We start from the raw sequence: 20,077 nt of genomic DNA, 5'->3' as shown, positions 1-20,077 counted from the left end.
ACTCATGTCCGATAACAGATTGTTTACAAATGATAACTCAGCTTTGATATGGAACATTAATTTTGCACAAAAATAAATATAATTTAGAATAAATAAAAATAATAAGCACTTATGTTTAAAGTTTTACCTCGGGTTCTGTTCAATATCACTGCTGCCATTGGCTGCATGGTATTCTCCAATGGCAGTTTTTCTGCACAACAATGGGAGAATGTAGGAAATACTCAGCCGGTTTCAGCCGGAGGAAGCGGTTATACCAATATTATTGTTGATCATGTAGGGAATTACTATATTTCTTATTATGATGTTTCTGCCGGCAAAGGTTCGGTACAGAAATTTGACGGTACGTCATGGTCTTATGCAGGAGGATCGGCGGGGATTACATCAGGAACTGCAACGTACAACTCTCTATCAACAGATAATTCAGGAAATGTGTATTATACCAACCAGTTAGGATGGCCGGGAGCAGGGATGGAAGTCCGTAAGTTTAACGGTTCATCTTGGAGTCAGTTGCCCAATTCAGCTAATGTTGCGATCAATTACCATGCTTCTGCGGTAGCTCCATCCGGAGTTCTGTTTACATTTTCAGGAGAAAATTCTGGGACTGTAAAACGTTTTATAAACGGTGCATGGGAGCAGGTAGGTAACTCAGGCTTTTCTTCCGGCGCATCATACGCGGAAATGGTCATAGGATCAAATAATAAAGTCTATACCTGCAATATTTCAGGGGGAGTAAAAGTATACGAAAATTCCACTACTGCGGGTTCAGCAGATAGCTGGAGCCTGGTGGGCGGGAGCATTGTGGACGCTTCCTCTTCTTCAGAACAGTATAATTCGGATATTGCAATTGATGCAGACAATCATCTGTATGTAGCATATATTTCCAATTCGGCAAACGGACAGAAACTCAATGTAAAAAAATTCAACGGGACGTCCTGGGTACAGCTGGGAGCACCCAATTTCTCAAATGGGAAAGCACAACATGTCGCCATTGCCGTTAGCGCATCTGGGCAACCTTATGTGGTTGCCAGCCGTTGGGAAAATGATGATTTTTCAAGGAATACCGTATATAAGTTTAATGCAGCCACGCAGGTGTGGGCTCCGTTGGGCGGAGACTTTATCTCAGACGGCCAGGCTACTTACAATGATCTTGCATTCGATAATATTCATAACAGCCTGGTTCTGCTCTACTCTCAGAGTGGTGCCCGAGTAAAAAAAATCGTTCAGGGGAATCCTGCAATCGTTTGTAATAATACCGATCCTGGAAACACTCCTGGAAATACGGGCTGTGTAAGCTTCACTTACAGAGGGCAGAATGTAATCTATACCACTGTAAGAGGTGCAGACGGAAAGATATGGCTGCAGCAAAATCTGGGAAGTACAAAAGTAGCCGGTTCGGTTTCTGATGCGGATGCTTACGGAGACCTCTTTCAGTGGGGAAGATGGGATGATGGTCACCAGCTGAGGAATTCAGCGACGGCTGCTGCACCGTCGCCCAATTCTCCTGACGGCCTTGGTACGAGCAGTTCATTTATCATGGGTAGCAGTACTGCTTCCTGGTGGTCCGGCAACAGTACTTCAGATCAGTGGGCGGCAGCGAATGCTTCTTCAGTAACTGCTACAAACGGAGTAGACCCCTGCAAAGCGATCGGATCCGGATGGAAGATGCCTTCACAGGCAGACTGGGCTGGCCTGGTCGGGGCAGAAAGCATCAACAATCCGGCATCAGCATACGCCAGCAACCTGAAACTACCTGCAGGAGGGTATAGGAGCAATACAAGCGGAGGATTTACTTTTGTGGATCAAAGAGGGTACTTCTGGAGTTCAGATACGGCTAATTCAGGAGGAAAATATTTATACATCGGTACGGCCAGCGCCAATGCTTCTTCAGGCGCACCGAGAGGGCAGGGGGCTTCCGTAAGGTGCATTAAAGATGTATCGGGATTGAACACATTAGATCTTAAGCTGAATACCATGGCAATCTACCCGAATCCAACCCGTGATATATTATTTGTTAAAGCAGATTCCCCTGTACAGGATGCTATACTATCCACTGTAACAGGACAGAAACTGACCGTTCCGTTTTCTGGCAGCCAGATCAATATGCAGGGACTTCCTGACGGCATATATATTTTAAAAGTACAATTAAAAAACGGGAAAACCTTTTCCGAGAAAATCATTAAAAAATAGTCCGGAAAATTTCTATCATCCGGATGTTCGACAACTAAAGTCATTTTTTCAACACAATTCAATTTTTTTATTTGACTTAAGGGCCCATCGAAAGATGGGCCTTTAATATTGATGAAAGGGCTGTCTCCTTTTAAATCTGTTTATTAATAATCGAATCGCTTTATGATGAAATTATACAATAAAATAAAATCATGAGTGTCCACAATAAAAAAATTACATTTGTAATACTTCCGTAAGTCACAATTTTGTAATTTCCGGAATTAATGGAATTTTAATCATAAAGCAAGATCTATAGTATGAAAAAACTTTACTCAGGCGTATTGCTGTTCATGATGGCCTTTATTTTCGGGCAGATCAGCTACAGCATTACGCCAAACCCGTTTAATGAAACGGATCAGATTACACTTACCATACCCGGGAACCAGATCGATGAATCTGCATGGGGCGTTACCAATAACGCTGTTTACATATGGTCATGGTCATTGGATACCAACTATCAGAACAGTCAGGACTGCCCTACCAACGGAAGCTGGAATAATTCTAATGACCTTAACAAACTCAATTACAATGCAACAACGGACACGTACTCTTTAACCTTTACACCTACTGTATTTTATAACAGGACAGGAATCGGAAGGATCGGATTCCTGCTGAAAGATAAAACAGGCGCCCACCAGACCTCAGATAATTATGTGAATGTAGGGGTGCTCAGCTTAAGCCTTACCAATCCGGCAGCCAACAGCCTTACATCCGTACCTTCCGGAAATTCGATTACGGTTACGGGAACTACTAATGTTGCGGCAACATTTCAGCTGAAAGCCAATGGTGTGGTGGTGAATAGCACTTCAACACCCTCAACTTCTTATTCCTACAGTTATATGGTAACAGGAGATGCCGATATGGAATTGGTCGCAACACAAGGGTCTACCTCCAAATCTGTGGCTTTCGTGTTGCAGGTTCCGAGAAACGTGGTTTCACAGGCCATCCCTTCATGGATCAGACAGGGCATCAATTACAACCCTACAGACAATACCAAAGTAGGGCTGGCTTTATATGCTCCTTATAAGAACTTCGTCCACGTCATCGGCAGTTTTAATAACTGGACGGTCAATGACAATTATCTGATGAAAAGGGATACTACCAATCCTGATCTTTACTGGATCGAACTGAGCGGCCTGACACCTCAGCAACTCTATACCTTCCAATACAGGACCAATGATCTTAAAAAAGTTGCCGATCCTTATTCTCCGCAGATTTTATCATCCTATGATGACCAGTGGATTTCTTCAGCTACATATCCGGGGTTACCATCATTCCCTTCCGGGCAGGGTTTTGAAGTTTCCACATTTAAAACGGGACAGACTGCTTACAACTGGCAGGTAAGCAATTTCCAGAGGCCATCCAAAGATAACCTGATCATCTATGAGCTCCTGTTGAGGGACTTTACGCAGGAAAAAAACTGGCAGTCGCTGATCAATAAAATTACCTACCTCAAAAACCTGAACATCAATGCCATTGAACTTATGCCTATAATGGAGTTCGACGGGAATGTATCATGGGGATATAATACCTCGTTCCATTATGCATTGGATAAAGCCTATGGAACGCCGGAAAAATTCAAAGAATTTGTAGACCTGTGCCACCAGAATGGGATTGCTGTAATTCTGGATGTCGCTTTCAACCATGCTACCGGACGGTCACCGCTGGTAAGACTTTGGAATATAGACCCTGATGGCGACGGATATGGGGATGTAGCCGCTAACAATCCTTATTTCAACCAGGTAGCGAAACATTCATACAGCGTTTTCAATGACTTTAACCACACGAGTACCGCAACCCGATACTATGTTGAACGATGCCTTCAGCAATGGCTTACGGAATATCATATCGACGGTTTCCGTTGGGACCTTACGAAAGGATTTACCCAGAACTGTACGGCAAGCGATGAAAACTGTACCAATGCCTATCAGCAGGACAGGGTAGACATCCTGAAATATTATGCCGATAAACAATGGGGCATCGATCCGAATTCATATATGATCTTTGAACACCTGGGAACAGATGCGGAAGAGCAGCAGTGGGCGAATTACCGTATTGCAGAAGGAAAAGGGGTGCTGATGTGGAATAAACAGACCGATCCTTACAACCAGAATACAATGGGGTACAAGGAAAACAGTAACTATGACAGGATGAACCATACCCTCCACGGATTTACCAATATGAGTGCGGTAGGGTACGGAGAAAGCCATGATGAAGAAAGGCTGATGTTCAAAAATCTTGCTTATGGTGCTGCCAACGGTGCTTATGATGTTAAAAACCTCAATACGGCACTGGAAAGGATGAAGACTTTCGGGGCTACGTTTTTTACCATTCCCGGGCCTAAAATGATCTGGCAGTTTGGTGAACTGGGCTATGAATTCAGCATCAACAGGTGTACAGACGGAACGATCAACAATAACTGCCGTACAGATGAAAAACCTATAGCTTTCACCTTGGGCTATGATTCCAATGCCAACAGGAAAGCAGTGTATAATACCTGGGCGCAGATCATCAATATACGGAATTCCCATCCGGTATTCAAGTCAAAAACTTATACCATCGAATCCAATAACCTTTCCAATGATCCCAATGGGCTGATCACCAGGATTTATGTGTATGATAACCTGCTCACTACAGGCATGAAAAATATAGTCGTGCTGGCTAACTACAATACCTCTGCGCAGAATGTAGTGCCTTATTTCCCTTATGCCGGAGCATGGCAGAACCTTATGGACAATACGGTTTCAAACATCACCTCCACTACGGCCCCTATTACACTTCAGCCCGGCGAATTCAGGATTTTCGGGAATTATGCGGGATCCCTGTCTACGGATGAAAATACTGCTCACAGGCTTTCCCTACAGGTAGCAGATAATCCTGTGAAGAATGGACAGGCAAAATTCATTTATTATAAAGCTAAAAATGCAGAGATTGTGATCTATGACATGAGCGGTAAAAAAATGGATTCATTTAAACTCAATCAGGAGAACGGAACCCATGAGTTCAAAGCAGCATATCCTGCCGGGACTTATCTGGTTTACCTGAAGGCAGCTAACGGGACGGCTATCCAGAAAATGATCGTTCCTTAACAGAAATATATACCATTAGATCAGGAAAGAGGCTGCATAACGCAGCCTCTTCTGTTGATAAGCGTTTTGAATCAAAAGACTTTATAAATCAGAACCATAACCGGTTTTTAATTTGAATTAATAATTCTTATCTTTGCACCCACAAAATTTCCATCATGTCTAAATCGTTAGTCCCGAAACTAGAAGCTATAAAACAAAGATATAATGAGGTAGCAGATCTCATTATCCAGCCCGATGTGATCTCGGATCAGAAGAGGTATTCTGCTCTGAACAAAGAATACAGCGACCTGGGAAAGATTGTACGGGTGTATGACCAGTACAAAGCTGCTTTGGATACGATTGAGGAATCCGATGAAATTATTGCAGACGGATCAGACAGGGATCTCGTAGACCTGGCTAAAATGGAAAAACTGGAAGCCCAGGAAAAGATTCCGGGACTGGAAGAGGAGCTTAAAGTATTGCTGATTCCTAAAGACCCTGCCGATGATAAGAACGTTATCGTGGAATTGCGCGCAGGAACCGGAGGAGATGAAGCTGCTATTTTCGTAGAAGATATTTACCGTATGTATAGCATGTATTTCAAATCGAAAGGTTGGAGGCATGAAGTAACCGATGCCAATGAAGCGGCGAAGGGATATAAGGAACTTATTATGAAAGTGGAAGGGGAGGGTGTCTATGGAATCATGAAGTTTGAATCCGGCGTTCACCGGGTACAGCGTGTTCCTGAAACAGAATCTCAGGGCAGGGTGCATACCTCGGCGATTACCATTGCTGTCCTTCCGGAAGCGGAAGAAGTGGATGTGGAAATCAATCCGGCCGATATCGAAATGCAGACTTCCCGTTCAGGAGGAGCAGGAGGGCAGAACGTAAACAAGGTGGAAACCAAAGTTCAGCTTACCCATAAGCCTTCAGGATTGGTGGTGGTTTGCCAGCAGGCACGTTCGCAGCTGGCCAACCGTGAGCTGGCTATGGAGATGCTGCGGGCAAAGTTATATGACATCAAGCTTCAGGAAGTTCAGGGAGACATTGCTGCACAAAGGAAAACCATGGTATCTACCGGGGACCGTTCCGCTAAGATCAAAACGTACAACTATCCTCAGGGAAGGGTAACGGATCACAGGATCAACAAATCCATGTACAATCTGGATGCATACATGAACGGAGATATCTCTGAAATGATAGATGCCGTTATTATGGCAGAAAATGCTGAAAAAATGAAGGGAGAAGAAGAAAATCTATAAAAATATTCTATATTTATACCTTAATGACTCTTGTTAATCAGGAGTCTTTTTTTTTGAGTAATTAAACAGTTAAGCTATGAAAAAGTGTAGAGTATTTTTTATGCTCCTGATGATGCTGTGTATTCAGCAGTTGCAGGCGCAGGACCCTGTTTTACAGCCGGAAAAGGTATTTCAGCTGTACTTCAATGCATACATCAGATATGATAACCGCTCACTCGATGAGCTCAATATGTATGGTAACCAGTTCCTTGACACCGAAAGCATCAGGGAACAGACCTTCAATAGTAAAGTGGACCACCTGACCAAAATTTTTCTTTCCACCCTGCCGGATAAGGTAGCACAAGCCTGCCTTCCGGATGCCCGAAATTATTTTGCAGTTCTGATGGATCAGCTTAAAAATGCAAACTATCAGATCAAAAGTGTATCGGACATTACAGACAAACAGCTTGAGGGACAGAAAGTGACGGAAATACTGTACCAGGTAAATCTTAAAGTGCCGTCCAGACCATTGGATACGAAAGAAAGAGATATCAGACGATTCACTGCTGGCGAAATGAAGAAATACCTTAAAGATCTTACTTCGCATTTAAAAAAAGCGGATAAGAAGGTCTTGATTTCAGACACATTCAGGTTGTACCAGAAATACAAAGACGGAAATGTATTTTATTGGAACGGAGGACCAGAATCCCTATCCTGGAACCTGGAAGAAGCTTATCTTAAAAATATAAAATAACCGTTGAAGCGGTCCTTTACTGGACCGCTTTTTTATTTCCGATACTTTCCCTATTTTTGATAAAATCCTTTCACATGAATTTTAAACCCATATTACTGACAGCCGGAATCCTGTATTCCGCCTCTTTCTATTCTCAGAAAATGAATTATCCTAAAGCATTAAAAGGAAGCCAGACCGATACTTATTTCGGGACCGCAGTACAGGATCCGTTCAGGGATCTGGAAAATGATTCTGAAGCCACAAAAAAGTGGGTGGATGAAGAAGTTGCCTACAGCCAGAATTACCTTTCAAAAATACCGTTTCGGGAGCAGATCAAAAATCAGCTGAGAGATATCTGGAATTATGAAAAGATTTCAGCACCGTTCAAAGAAGGGGATTATACCTATTATTATAAGAACGATGGATTGCAGGCGCAATCTGTCCTATACAGAACAAATAACAAGACTAAAGTAACAGAAATATTCCTGGACCCTAACAAGTTCTCGGATAAGGGAACCACATCACTGGCGCAGCTTTCCTTCAACAAAAAAGGAAACCTCGCAGCCTATTCCATCTCGGAAGGCGGGAGTGACTGGAATAAAATCATCATCCTGAATGCCGTAACCGGGAAGCAGATTGATGATACCCTGAATGACGTAAAGTTCAGCGGCATTTCCTGGCGGGGTGATGAAGGATTTTACTATTCAAGCTATGATAAACCTAAAGAAGGAACTGTACTTTCAGGAATGACGGATAAACATAAAGTTTATTTTCATAAACTGGGCACAAAACAATCTGAAGACCAGTTGATTTTCGGCGGTGAAAAGACACCGAGAAGATATCTGGGAGCAGGGGTGTCTGAAGACCAGCGGTATCTGATTATTTCTGCGGCTAATGCAACTAACGGTAATGAATTATATATTAAGGATTTAAAGAAAGGCGGCGACTTTGTGCAGGTAGTAAAAGGATTTGATATCAATGCCAGTATTGTGGATACGGATGGTGATGATCTGTATATATTTACGGATAAGGATGCTCCCAATATGCGCCTGGTAAAGACCAGCATCCAAAATCCAACGCCGGAAAACTGGAAAGATGTAATCCCGGAAACTGAAAATGTTCTGGGCATCTCTACCGGAGGAGGATACTTCTTTGCCGTCTATATGGTAGATGCCTTGGGCCAGGTAAAGCAGATGGATAAAAACGGAAAGCTCATCAGGGAAATTACACTTCCCGGAAAAGGAAATGTATCAGGTTTCGGCGGAAAAAAAGAAGAAAAAGAACTGTATTATTCATTCAGCAATTATATAACGCCCGGAACCACATATAAATTTAATACAGATTCAGGAAAATCAGAAGTATATCAAAAGCCGAGGGTAAAGTTCAATCCGGATGATTATGTTTCTGAGCAGGTATTTTATACTTCCAAAGACGGAACGAAAATTCCGATGATGATCAGCTATAAAAAGGGGATCAGGATGGATGGCAAAAATCCTACAATGCTCTATTCTTACGGAGGGTTCAACATCAGCCTGCGGCCGGCTTTTTCAGTAGTCAATGCCATATGGATGGAAAATGGAGGTATTTATGCTGTTCCGAACATCCGCGGTGGTGGAGAATACGGAAAAAAATGGCATGATGCCGGAACCAAAATGCAGAAGAAAAATGTCTTCAACGATTTTATTGCAGCAGGAGAATATTTACAGAGTAAAGGCTATACTTCAAAAGAATATATGGCCCTATCCGGAAGATCCAATGGAGGCCTCCTTGTGGGAGCTACCATGACTATGCGTCCGGACCTGGCTAAAGTGGCTTTCCCGGGAGTGGGTGTTCTGGATATGCTGAGGTACAACAAGTTCACTGCCGGCGCCGGATGGTCATATGACTATGGAACAGCGGAAGACAGCAAAGAAATGTTTGAATACCTGAAATCCTATTCGCCGGTTCATAATGTGAAAGTCGGAACATGCTATCCGTCCACCATGATCATCACCAGCGATCATGATGACAGGGTAGTTCCGGCTCACTCATTTAAATTCGGAGCCGAACTCCAGGAAAAGCAGGCATGCAGCAATCCCATCCTTTTACGTATTGAGAAAAATGCAGGTCACGGCGCCGGACGATCTACCGAGCAGGTGATCGGGGAAAATGCAGATCTGATTTCTTTTGCATTGTATGAAATGGGGATAAGAAAAATCTGATAATTTTATATATTAGTGGTCTAATTATAAAAATATGAAAAAATTATTATCATTTTCTTCCTGTGCAGTACTTATGCTTTTACTTTCTTCTTGTAATGGATCAGATCTTCAGAGTGATAGTCATGAGGTTTTCCATCAATAAAATCTAATTATTTAGTAAGTAAATCATCAAGTACATTAAATGATGAGAATTATGTTACTCCTGTTATTTTTATTGAACAGTCTTCAATGAATAACGATAATTCTCCATGTAATAAGTACAGATTATATGCTAGTTCTGATGTTTTATCTGTAAATGATAGACAGGTAAATATTGTAATTATTAGCGATAATACTATTATTGAAGGTAAAATTTTTACAATTCCGGCAGGACAGTATATTTCCCAGACATTAGACGTTTTTAAAACAGCAAATAAAAGTTATGGGAACATTGAAATAAAGATAAATACCGTTAAAGAAAATGGTGTTGTAACAAATGATTATGAGTTAAAGTCAATTGAAACTGAAGTAAATAATTGTTATCAAAGTACTCCTGCTTTACCTGCGCCGGAAAATCCTGACTGTGAAGATAATAATCATAATGGTTACCCGGATTGTTATGAATCTCATTAATCAATAAGAACTAAATCAAATTTAAGCGTCATATTTTGACGCTTTTTTTTATCGGAAAATTATTAAAAATGTATTCTCCCGAAAATGTGTAATTTTAGCCAGATAATAAATCGGACATTATGAGAAGAGAAGTTCAGAACAAAGCTCCTCAATTTACCATATCTGAAAAAAGCAGGGAAATTTATGCATTTGAAAAAGACGGGCTTCAGCTGAAGTCAGCGTATAGTGCAGATGACATAAAAGATCCGTTGCTTACACAGACCGCTCCAGGAATAGAGCCCTACCTGAGAGGGCCTTATTCCACCATGTATGTTCAGAAACCGTGGACCATTCGTCAGTATGCCGGATTTTCAACGGCTGAAGAATCCAATGCCTTTTACAGAAGAAACCTTGCTGCCGGGCAGAAAGGGCTTTCAGTGGCGTTCGATCTGGCAACGCACAGAGGCTATGATTCCGATCATGCAAGAGTTGTGGGAGACGTGGGAAAAGCAGGCGTAGCGATTGATTCCGTAGAAGATATGAAGATTCTTTTCAATGAAATCCCTTTGGACCAGATTTCAGTGTCCATGACCATGAACGGGGCTGTGCTTCCGGTCCTGGCATTTTACATTGTGGCGGCAGAAGAGCAGGGAGTGACGCAGGACCAGCTTTCAGGAACCATTCAGAATGATATCCTGAAAGAATTCATGGTACGGAATACTTACATCTATCCGCCGGCACCATCCATGAAAATTATTGCGGATATTTTTGAATATACATCCCGGAATATTCCAAAATTTAATTCCATCTCCATTTCAGGATACCATATGCAGGAAGCGGGGGCCACTCCGGTTTTGGAAATGGCCTATACGCTTGCAGACGGGCTGGAATATGTAAGGACCGGGATCAAGGCCGGTATGAACGTCGATGATTTTGCACCGAGGCTATCCTTTTTCTGGGCGATCGGCATGAATCATTTTATGGAAATTGCCAAAATGAGGGCTGCGAGGTACATCTGGGCTACTTTGCTGAAACAGTTTAATCCACAGAACCCTAAATCTTTAGCCTTAAGGACCCATTCCCAGACCTCAGGATGGTCACTAACGGAGCAGGAACCGTTCAACAACATTACCAGGACGGCTATTGAGGCACTCTCTTCAGCATTGGGAGGAACACAGTCGTTGCATACCAATGCACTGGACGAAGCCATTGCCCTTCCTACAGACTACTCTGCGAAAATTGCCAGGAATACCCAGATCATCCTCCAGCAGGAAAGTGGCATCTGCGATGTTGTAGACCCGATGGGAGGAAGCCACCTAGTGGAAAGCCTTACACAGCAGATGATTGAGGAGGCCATGAAGTATATTGATGAAGTAGAGCAGGAGGGCGGAATGACCAAAGCCATAGAAGCCGGCATTCCTAAAATGAGGATTGAAGAAGCTGCGGCAAGGAAACAGGCTAAGATCGACAGTGGCGAGGAGTTTATTATTGGGGTCAATTCTTTCAGGTCTGCCCTGAAGCAGAATGAAATAGAAATCCTGGATATTGATAATACCGAAGTCCGCAGGAAGCAGATTGAGCGGCTGAACACCATAAAATCAGAACGAAATACAAAAGCTGTGGAAGAGATTCTCCATACCATCCGCGAAAGTGCCGGTACGGGAAAAGGAAACCTTCTTGAGTTTTGCATAGAGGCTGCCCGCAGGCGAGTAACGTTGGGGGAAATGAGCGATGCAATGGAAGAAAGCTTCGGCAGGTACAAAGCCAATATCAGGACTATTTCAGGAGTATATGCTATGAATGCAGGAAAAAACGAATATTTTGAAAAGGCACTTGCCCTGACCAGAAAGTTTGAAGAAGAAGAAGGAAGGCGCCCAAGGCTGATGGTAGCTAAAATGGGCCAGGATGGTCATGACAGGGGAGCCAAAGTAGTGGCAACCGCCTTTGCGGATATGGGATTTGATGTGGATGTAGCACCGCTGTTCCAGACTCCGGAAGAGGTTGCGAAACAGGCGGTGGAAAATGATATCCATATCCTGGGGGTTTCTTCACTGGCAGCCGGCCACAAAACGCTGGTTCCGCAGGTAGTGGAAGAACTGAAAAAACTTGGGGCGGATGATATAGAAATTGTCGTGGGAGGCGTCATCCCGCAACAGGACTATGAATTCCTGTATGCCAACGGTGCCGACTTTATCTTCGGGCCGGGAACCAACCTGCCGAAATGTGCTGTGGATATCCTGGAAAAATTCCTGCAATACAATTCCTGAAACATAAGTTGTACGCTTTTTGTATTGATAATCAAAAATATTAATTATGGCGTATACAGTAGTTTCAATTTTCCCTTCAGGTGCAGATACCGAAGGAATCAAGAATGAATTAAAAAATTACGGATTCAGTGATTCGGATATCATCGTTTCACATTCCACTTCAGCCACTGACGTGTCCGGAGAAGCTCATCAGAAAGATGTAAAGGACAGAGGGTTCTGGGATTTTGTGTTTGCCAACGATGTGGAAGCACTGGATGCATACAGGAATGAGAGCGCAGGAAAAATCAATATTGTTGTCTATACAGACAGCCTGGAAGAGGCACAGAGAGCCAAAACGGTCCTTAATGAAAGAGGCGCTATCCAGGTACAGCGTAAAGGAGCAAAATCAGAAAGCCATGAAAGTGCACCGGCAGGCATGTCACAGGAAGTATATGACGGAATTATTGCCAAAGCAAGGCACAACATCTATTTTCTGGGATCGAACAGAGAAGACAATGAAAATGCCCGAGGAATGGAAGATGAGATGGACAGCCAGGGCTCAAAAGACTAATATAGCACAAAAATATAACCTAAAACCTGAATCTTTATTCAGGTTTTTTTGATGTGAAATTTTGCATATTCGGAAAAAACCATATATTTGCACCCGAAAATCAGTATTAACCCTTTAAAATAACGAAGCAATGTTCAATGCACAACATTTTTCTACAGTTGGATTACCGCTTATGGTGGTAAGGCTTCGTGGTTGGGTACATTCTTAGAATAACAGTACAAATATACCTCCCGGAGCCACTGGTTCCGGGTTTTTTATTGCGCAATATTCAAAATTAAGTTAACCCGGATCTTTTTTATCAGGAGCTTTTTCCCGCTTTCCGCTGCTACTCCTCGCTCGCCTTTCAGGCTCGCTGCGGGGTATCCGCTGCAATAGGGGCTAGAAAAAGGCATCCGTTCGAATGCTGCCCTCTCATCAGTGGCACATTGAACTAAATATTTCGTCAGAACTCTGATATCTGAAATCAGAACTCATACCAAGCGAACATCTGGTATCTGAAATCTGGATCTGACATCTGACCTCTAAAACCAAAACAATGGGAAATTTAAAACTTAAAGGAAAAGACATATTAAAATTAGGCTATCCGAACAACCAGAGCATCAATATAGCCTTGGAAGTCATGAAACGGAATTTTGCCACTAAAAATATCCATCACGTAAAATCAGTCCTGAAAGATATTCTGCTGAACCCGGAACATTTTGAACAGGACCTTACATTTGGCCAGATTGCTGAAGCTCTGCTTTCTTCGCGGAAAACGGAAAAAAGAATGATGAACAGGCAGCGTGCCTCATTTCAGATTTTCGGGAACAATATCTCAGACGAAGCTAAAAACCAGCTGTATACCGCACTGAAATTGCCCATATCGGTACAGGGTGCACTAATGCCGGATGCCCACAGTGGATACGGACTGCCGATTGGCGGAGTGCTGGCTGTAGAAAACGCAGTCATCCCTTACGGAGTCGGAATGGACATCGGATGCAGGATGAGCCTCAGTATTTTGGATACACCGGTTTCCTATCTAGACGGTGCCAAAGAAAAATATGAAAAAGCACTGGCAGAGCATACCAAATTCGGGATGTATGAAACCCATAAATCGCATGTGGACCATGAGATTTTTGAACAGGATACGTTTGATCTCATTCCCATATTGCGAAGGCTGAAAGGAAAAGCCGTAAAACAGATGGGCACTTCCGGTGGCGGAAATCACTTCGTGGAATTCGGTGAAGTGGAAATTACCGGAGAAGATGAACAGATCGGTCTTCCCAAAGGCAGGTACCTGGGCATCCTTTCGCACAGTGGCTCACGAGGCCTGGGAGCCGAAATCGCTCAGTATTATTCCAGGGTAGCGGCAGAACAGTGCCCCCTTCCCAAAGAAGCGCAGCAGTTTGCCTGGCTGGGCCTGAATACCCATCTGGGACTTGAATACTGGACAGCTATGAGCCTCGCGGGAGATTATGCTTCGGCTTGCCATGACGATATCCACAGGAGGCTGGTAAAAGCAGTAGGCGGCCGGGTAAAGGCCAGGATTGAGAACCACCACAATTTTGCTTGGAAAGAGATCCATAACGGCAAAGAAGTGATTGTCCACCGCAAAGGTGCAACGCCGGCTCATGACGGTGAACTGGGCATAATTCCAGGCTCTATGACGGCAAAAGGATTCATTGTCAGGGGCAAAGGAAATCCTGAAGCGCTGAATTCGGCATCTCACGGAGCAGGAAGAGCTTTCTCAAGAGGAGAATGCAGGAGCCGCTTTACCCAGCATGACATTAAAAAAGAGCTGCAACTCAAAAATGTCACACTGATGGGCGGGAATGCAGAAGAAGCACCAATGGCCTACAAAGATATCCATGAAGTGATGAATGCACAGAGCGAACTGGTGGATATCCTGGGAACTTTTCAGCCGAGGATGGTGAGGATGGATAAATAATATGTAATGAGTAATGAGCAATGAGTAATGAGTAATGTTTTTCATAAGTTACAGTTACATGATGGCATTATATCTTACAATCAACAATTAAATTAAAAAAATCAACGAAAATGGGAGCACCACATAATACCAAAAGATATGGAGAGCTATGGCCGGAATATAGAATTCAGTATGGCCTGGAAATTTTAGAACACTTAAAACATAAGGTCATTATATCGGGCGGCTGGGCCTGGCATTTCATGTCGGAAACCGGGCATATGGAATACAAGCACGCCCATGACCATAAAGACATTGATATTTTTGTAACCAAGGAAAATGTAGCGGAAGTCGTTATGCTGCTTCAACAAAAAGGGTTTTCCAAAGTCTGGACACGGTATGATCACCTGCCTAGCGAAGAAAACTTCAGGCGGTATGAAAAGACCGTAGAAACGGAAACCGGGAAGACCCACAGGATCACGATAGATTTCTTTGAACGTAGTGATCTGGATACCATTGAAGTAAACGGCTTTACCATTCCTGAACCGCAGATTCTGCTTTCCTTTTACAGAAATATCCATTCAAGCGATAAATGCTGGGCTGTGATGGCGGCGAAAAGATTGCTGGATCATAACATTGATCCCGTCGGCCATCCTGAACTCAGTAAAATACCGGAATAACATGGAAAAATTAATACAGATCACCTCGGGAAGAGGTCCTTTAGAATGCCAGTGGGTAGTTGCCAGGGTATTGAAGGCATTCCTTGAGGAGGCTAAAAACAATACGATAGATTACGAAATCATTCACCGGGAGAAAGGGGATGAAAATATGACCCTCAAATCCGTCACCTTGCTTCTGAAAGCAAAAGAAGAACATTTGACCGGATTTCTGAAAAGCTGGACGGGAAGCATCTGCTGGACCGGGAAAAGCACGTTCCGCAAGCTGCACAAAAGAAGCAACTGGTACATAGGTATATTTGAGCTGGAAGGAATACAAAAAATAACTTTCAGTGAAAAAGACATCAGGTTCCAGGCTACAAGAAGCCAGGGAAGCGGCGGGCAGAATGTCAACAAAGTCAGTACTGCGGTACGGGCTACCCACATTCCGGCCGGAATCAGTGTTTTTGCACAGGATTCCCGTTCTCAACTGGAAAATAAGAAACTGGCAATGATGAGATTACGGGAAAAACTAATGGAACTTCACATCAGGCAACTGGAAAAAAGGATGCAGGATACCTGGAACAATCATCTTCAGGTTGAAAGGGGAAATCCTGTACGGACTTTTACCGGCACTGATTTTAAGAGTCACCATCGGGACCTGTCTTTCAAAAAGCAGAGGTATGCTTTAAAAAAACAATTAAAAAACGAGCACAATGACCTTAACTAAAAGTAAGTATTACTTTGAAGCGCTGGATAATTACCCTTACTGCCTGCCGGATTGTCTGGAAGCTCTGAATTATGCGCTTTCTTATGATCCGGAAGATGCAGACAGCTTATGCCTCATGGGAAGGATCTATGCTGAAAGCCTGAGGGACTATGAAACAGCAAAATCATATTTTGAAATGGCAATGCAGAGCAATGTCAGCAATGTCAATATCCCTAAGTATTATATCTCATGCCTCATCGATAATGAAGATTATGATGAGGCTGAGAAGCTGATTGCATATGCCCTGAAAATAAAGGGAATTGCAAAAGCAGACCTGCTGTACAGGCAGTCCTTCCTATACGAAAAGAAAGAAAATTATAAGAAAGCTTTGCAGTATATTAAGGAAGCAAAAAAATTCAGCTACCATAAAACCATGACGGATTTTCTTAATGAAAGGCAAAAGTTTGTAAAAGGCAAAATACCTAAAAAAAAGAAAAAGACCCATAAAGACGTGAAGGAGACATATTAGTCTCCTTTTCTTTTAACAGGACCATAGGTTATTAATATTCAATTAATTAAATTGCAGTTGGAAATTAAATGAGCTTTGATGAAAAAATTGCTGATCCTGCTGCTTACTGGATGCCTGACCCCTTCCCCGGCCTATGCACAGAAGCAAAGCACAAATACTGAAATAGAGCTATGGCCAGGCGTGATGCCCGATGCCGGAGGAGCCCGCGGTCCGGAAATCAATAATAAAGGTTCCATTACCCAGGTTTCAAAGCCAAGGCTGATTGCCCATGTCCCCGAACACCCTAATGGTATCGCAATGCTCGTTATCAGTGGGGGAGGATATGCCCATATTGAAACCGGAAAAGAGAGCAGCCCCGCAGCAGAATGGCTGAAAGCAGAAGGCGTTACTGCATTTGAGTTGATCTACAGGCTGCCGCAGGAAGGCTGGAAGACACGTCTGGTCCCATTTGAAGATGCACAGAGAGCCATGCGGATAATAAGGAGTCAGGCGAAGCTCTATCATATTGATCCACATAAAATAGGTGTGCTGGGCTTTTCAGCCGGAGGTCATCTTGCCGGGATTACCGCAACATTACCGGATAAGGTTTTTTACCCGCCGGTTGATGATGTGGACGCCACCCCTTCAAAGCCTGATTTTGCTGCGCTTATCTATCCTGTGATCTCCATGCTTCCTCCTAATGATAACACGCACTCGCATAAAAGCATTTTAGGAAAAGAACCAAGCCTTGAACAGGAAACCGCATTTTCCGTAGAAAGACAGGTGAAAACAGGGATGGGACCGGTATTTCTCGCTCAGGCAGCAGACGACCCTGTTGCTTCAGTGGAAAACAGCCTGCTGATGTTTGCTGCTTTGAAAAAAGAAACCGTTCTGTCCGAAATGCATATTTTCCAGGCGGGTGGACATGGATGGGGTATGGGAAAACCAGGCAGTGCTGTATCTTCCTGGCCACAGCTTTTTAAAAAATGGTTAGAATGTAACGGAATCTTAAATAATTAAGATTCAATTAAGGATAAAATAAAAAATAAGCTTTCAAAGAAAGCTTATTTTTTATTGGCAGAGGCCAGATAATCATACACCATCTGATGTTGTTCATCAGATAGTTTGGCTTTTGGGGCCATTCTGCTTAATGTTTTTATCCATCCCTGGTCATCATGCTTCGCAGGATCGGGAAGCTTATGGCAGCGGTTACACGAATTTTCGAAAATTGTTTTCCCCTCGGCAATCTTCTCGGTGGAAGAGTATTTGGGCCCTGTTACAGCAGTGCTTTTAGGTCCGCACGAAGTGAGGAATGCCGCGGCGGCCATCAGGATCAGAACTGAATTTTTCATATGGTAGTATTTAGCGAATTGATACGAACTTATTTTTTTCCGGCAGACACTATATAGTCATACACCCATTGGTGCTGTTCATCTGTCAGCCTTGCCTTAGGTGCCATAGAATTCATGATTCCTACCCACTGTACAGAAGTGTGGCTGGCCGGATCAGGCAATTTGTGACATCTTCCGCATGAATTTTCAAAAATGGTTTTTCCCTGGGCGATCTGTTCTGCAGTAGAAGTCGCAGGGCCTGTAGCGGCTGTGGGGGTAGAGGTCTTAGGCGTACAGGAAATCAATAAGACAGCAGTAAATGATGCTGCAGCGATGAATTTTTTCATATCCGATATTTAGGCTTAACAAAACAAATGTAATCAATTCCGTTAGTGGTTCGTAAGGCCAAACCTAATTTAGAAGCAATAAAATTAAAGGCTGGGAAAGGATTGTCCCGGTTATTTTATATTTTTGACCTAATGAAATTTTCTACAGAAGAGCTTGTCGACGGGATACGGTCAGGAAACAAACGCCTGATTGCAAAAGCCATTACCCTGGTTGAAAGTAAAAAGGCAGAACACCGCCAGCAGGCAGAAGATCTGCTTAAAAGGATCATGCCTTTTACAGGAAATTCACTGAGGGTAGGCGTCACCGGAGTCCCGGGAGCCGGAAAATCCACGTTTATAGAAAATTTCGGCAGGCTCGCTATTACTAACGGAAAGAAAGTGGCAGTTCTGGCTATAGATCCCAGTTCCTCAGTCAACAAAGGAAGCATCCTCGGGGATAAAACCCGCATGGAAGAACTTTCCAGGGAAGAAAATGCCTTTATCCGGCCTTCTCCAAGCTCAGGTTTTCTGGGCGGTGTAGCCAACACCACTTTTGAAACAATGATGATTTGTGAAGCTGCAGGTTATGATTATATTTTGATTGAAACCGTAGGAGTAGGACAGTCTGAAGTTCTGGTAGCTGATATCACCGATGTTTTTCTGTTCCTCAAAATCATTGGGGGAGGAGATGAGCTGCAGGGCATCAAGCGGGGCATTATGGAAATGGTAGACATCATTTTTATCAACAAAGTGGATCAGGATAACCTGCCGAAAGCAAAAAATGCCAGGCTTGAGCTTAAGCGCGCACTTGATTTTATGCCTCCGAAGGAAAAAGGCTGGAAAGTGCCGGTACTGCTGGGTTCAGCATTGCATAACGAAGGGTTGAATGAAGTTTTTGAGCAGATTGATACCTTCATCAGCCTCAAGAAAAAGTCAGGAAGCTTTGCTGAAGTCAGGACACAGCAGGCAGAAAAAAGATTTGAGTACTGGGTACAACATTACCTGCTGAATATGATGAAAAAGGATGCTTCCGTGGAAGAAGCCTATGCAGTCCATAAAAAAAATGCTTCGGACAGGATTTCCAATCCCAGTACCGAAGCAAAAATATTCGTTGAAAGCGTGTTTTTCAAAAAAACTTAGGGTTTTGCCGTTGCCTCATTTTTTGAGATGTACCCGTCATACGTGATCGGCTGTCGGTCATTGCTGCGAATAGATGTAAAAGCCTTTCCGGTTTTATATACCTCAATGATAATTTCATCAATATTCTTACTGTCATTGGTCTCAGGCTTTATCCTGACGATCCAGTTGCCCTTTTTATTCTGGGACTTATTCACGGTGAAATTCTTCGTCGTAAATCTGAAACTGTTGTCTGCCCCGTAAGTGGGGTTGAATACCCTGCCGAAATAAGGCAAAGCGACATCCAGCATATTATTTTTCAGCACTACTGTATAATTTCCGTTGAGCTGCAATATGTTCGTTGATGTTGAATTCGGAATAGAGTTCATAACGTTGATTACATCATAGTTCGTAGGGTTGGCTCTCTGTGCATAGAACGTAAATTCCTGTGAATTAACGAGGGTATCTACAGTTTTGGAATCGAGAGATCCCTGTGAGGAGCAGTTTTGGAAAAAAAATAGAAATCCAAGCAGGGCCAAAAGCGGAATACGTTTTTTCATGATATGATAATTAGAAAGTAGAGAGAGCAAAATGCATGCAAATATAGCAAGCTTATTTTGTTTGGAATAATAATTGTTAAAGTTGAAATAA

General features: G+C 43.0%; 17 protein-coding genes. 14 read left to right on the top strand and 3 right to left on the bottom strand.

All coding sequences use genetic code 11. The features are described 5' to 3' along the window. The first annotated feature begins 111 nt into the window (after positions 1-111). The 13 genes from QE404_RS15600 to QE404_RS15540 all read left to right on the top strand — a co-directional run bounded on the left by QE404_RS15600 (position 112) and on the right by QE404_RS15540 (position 17,673). On the top strand, positions 112-2,187 hold the full coding sequence (locus QE404_RS15600) for a T9SS type A sorting domain-containing protein (protein ID WP_307452010.1): 2,076 nt from the start codon (positions 112-114) through the stop codon (positions 2,185-2,187). A gap of 296 nt (positions 2,188-2,483) precedes the next feature. Further along, complete coding sequence (locus tag QE404_RS15595) at positions 2,484-5,315, top strand: alpha-amylase family glycosyl hydrolase (protein ID WP_307452008.1); 2,832 nt, start codon at positions 2,484-2,486, stop codon at positions 5,313-5,315. 155 nt (positions 5,316-5,470) lie between these two features. Continuing rightward, a complete protein-coding gene (gene prfA / locus QE404_RS15590; RefSeq protein WP_307452006.1) occupies positions 5,471-6,556 on the top strand; it encodes a peptide chain release factor 1 in 1,086 nt (361 codons plus the stop codon). 76 nt (positions 6,557-6,632) lie between these two features. After that, a complete protein-coding gene (locus tag QE404_RS15585; RefSeq protein WP_307452005.1) occupies positions 6,633-7,289 on the top strand; it encodes a hypothetical protein in 657 nt (218 codons plus the stop codon). A 74-nt stretch (positions 7,290-7,363) separates the two neighbouring features. Further along, on the top strand, positions 7,364-9,469 hold the full coding sequence (locus tag QE404_RS15580; RefSeq protein WP_371935171.1) for a prolyl oligopeptidase family serine peptidase: 2,106 nt from the start codon (positions 7,364-7,366) through the stop codon (positions 9,467-9,469). 228 nt (positions 9,470-9,697) lie between these two features. Next, positions 9,698-10,081 (top strand): hypothetical protein, encoded by a 384-nt coding sequence (locus tag QE404_RS15575; RefSeq protein ID WP_307452003.1) that lies wholly within the window; start codon positions 9,698-9,700, stop codon positions 10,079-10,081. Between the two features lie 119 nt (positions 10,082-10,200). Continuing rightward, a complete protein-coding gene (gene scpA, locus QE404_RS15570; RefSeq protein ID WP_307452001.1) occupies positions 10,201-12,327 on the top strand; it encodes a methylmalonyl-CoA mutase in 2,127 nt (708 codons plus the stop codon). Positions 12,328-12,373: 46 nt separating this feature from the next. Further along, positions 12,374-12,877 carry a hypothetical protein gene (locus QE404_RS15565; protein ID WP_307452000.1) on the top strand — a complete coding sequence of 168 codons (504 nt, stop codon included), beginning with the start codon at positions 12,374-12,376 and terminating at the stop codon, positions 12,875-12,877. Positions 12,878-13,412: 535 nt separating this feature from the next. Continuing rightward, complete coding sequence (locus QE404_RS15560) at positions 13,413-14,804, top strand: RtcB family protein (RefSeq protein WP_307451998.1); 1,392 nt, start codon at positions 13,413-13,415, stop codon at positions 14,802-14,804. Between the two features lie 110 nt (positions 14,805-14,914). Continuing rightward, complete coding sequence (locus QE404_RS15555) at positions 14,915-15,460, top strand: nucleotidyltransferase domain-containing protein (RefSeq protein ID WP_307451996.1); 546 nt, start codon at positions 14,915-14,917, stop codon at positions 15,458-15,460. A gap of 1 nt (position 15,461) precedes the next feature. Then, entirely contained in the window at positions 15,462-16,166 is a 705-nt protein-coding gene (prfH, locus tag QE404_RS15550; protein WP_307451994.1) for a peptide chain release factor H, read from the top strand. Continuing rightward, on the top strand, positions 16,153-16,674 hold the full coding sequence (locus QE404_RS15545; RefSeq protein WP_307451992.1) for a tetratricopeptide repeat protein: 522 nt from the start codon (positions 16,153-16,155) through the stop codon (positions 16,672-16,674). The genes prfH and QE404_RS15545 overlap by 14 nt, the downstream gene beginning before the upstream one ends. 78 nt (positions 16,675-16,752) lie before the next feature. Continuing rightward, complete coding sequence (locus QE404_RS15540; protein WP_307451990.1) at positions 16,753-17,673, top strand: alpha/beta hydrolase; 921 nt, start codon at positions 16,753-16,755, stop codon at positions 17,671-17,673. 44 nt (positions 17,674-17,717) lie between these two features. Here QE404_RS15540 and QE404_RS15535 read toward each other — a convergent pair whose 3' ends face one another. Continuing rightward, positions 17,718-18,005 carry a cytochrome C gene (locus QE404_RS15535; RefSeq protein WP_100075981.1) on the bottom strand — a complete coding sequence of 96 codons (288 nt, stop codon included), beginning with the start codon at positions 18,003-18,005 and terminating at the stop codon, positions 17,718-17,720. Between the two features lie 29 nt (positions 18,006-18,034). Continuing rightward, positions 18,035-18,331: a c-type cytochrome gene (locus QE404_RS15530; RefSeq protein ID WP_307451986.1), complete on the bottom strand. Its 297-nt coding sequence runs from the start codon at positions 18,329-18,331 to the stop codon at positions 18,035-18,037. Between the two features lie 132 nt (positions 18,332-18,463). Here QE404_RS15530 and meaB point away from each other — a divergent pair, with 132 nt between their 5' ends. Continuing rightward, positions 18,464-19,450 carry a methylmalonyl Co-A mutase-associated GTPase MeaB gene (meaB, locus tag QE404_RS15525; RefSeq protein ID WP_307451984.1) on the top strand — a complete coding sequence of 329 codons (987 nt, stop codon included), beginning with the start codon at positions 18,464-18,466 and terminating at the stop codon, positions 19,448-19,450. Here meaB and QE404_RS15520 read toward each other — a convergent pair. Next, a complete protein-coding gene (locus QE404_RS15520) occupies positions 19,447-19,986 on the bottom strand; it encodes a DUF4251 domain-containing protein (protein WP_307451982.1) in 540 nt (179 codons plus the stop codon). The two genes, meaB and QE404_RS15520, sit on opposite strands and share 4 nt — an antisense overlap. Positions 19,987-20,077: the final 91 nt, after the last annotated feature.

The organism is Chryseobacterium camelliae (assembly GCF_030818575.1).
GTDB classification, from domain to species: domain Bacteria; phylum Bacteroidota; class Bacteroidia; order Flavobacteriales; family Weeksellaceae; genus Chryseobacterium; species Chryseobacterium camelliae_A.
The sequence above is the reverse complement of the archived record's forward strand: the minus strand, read 5'-3'. Positions and strand labels throughout refer to the sequence as shown.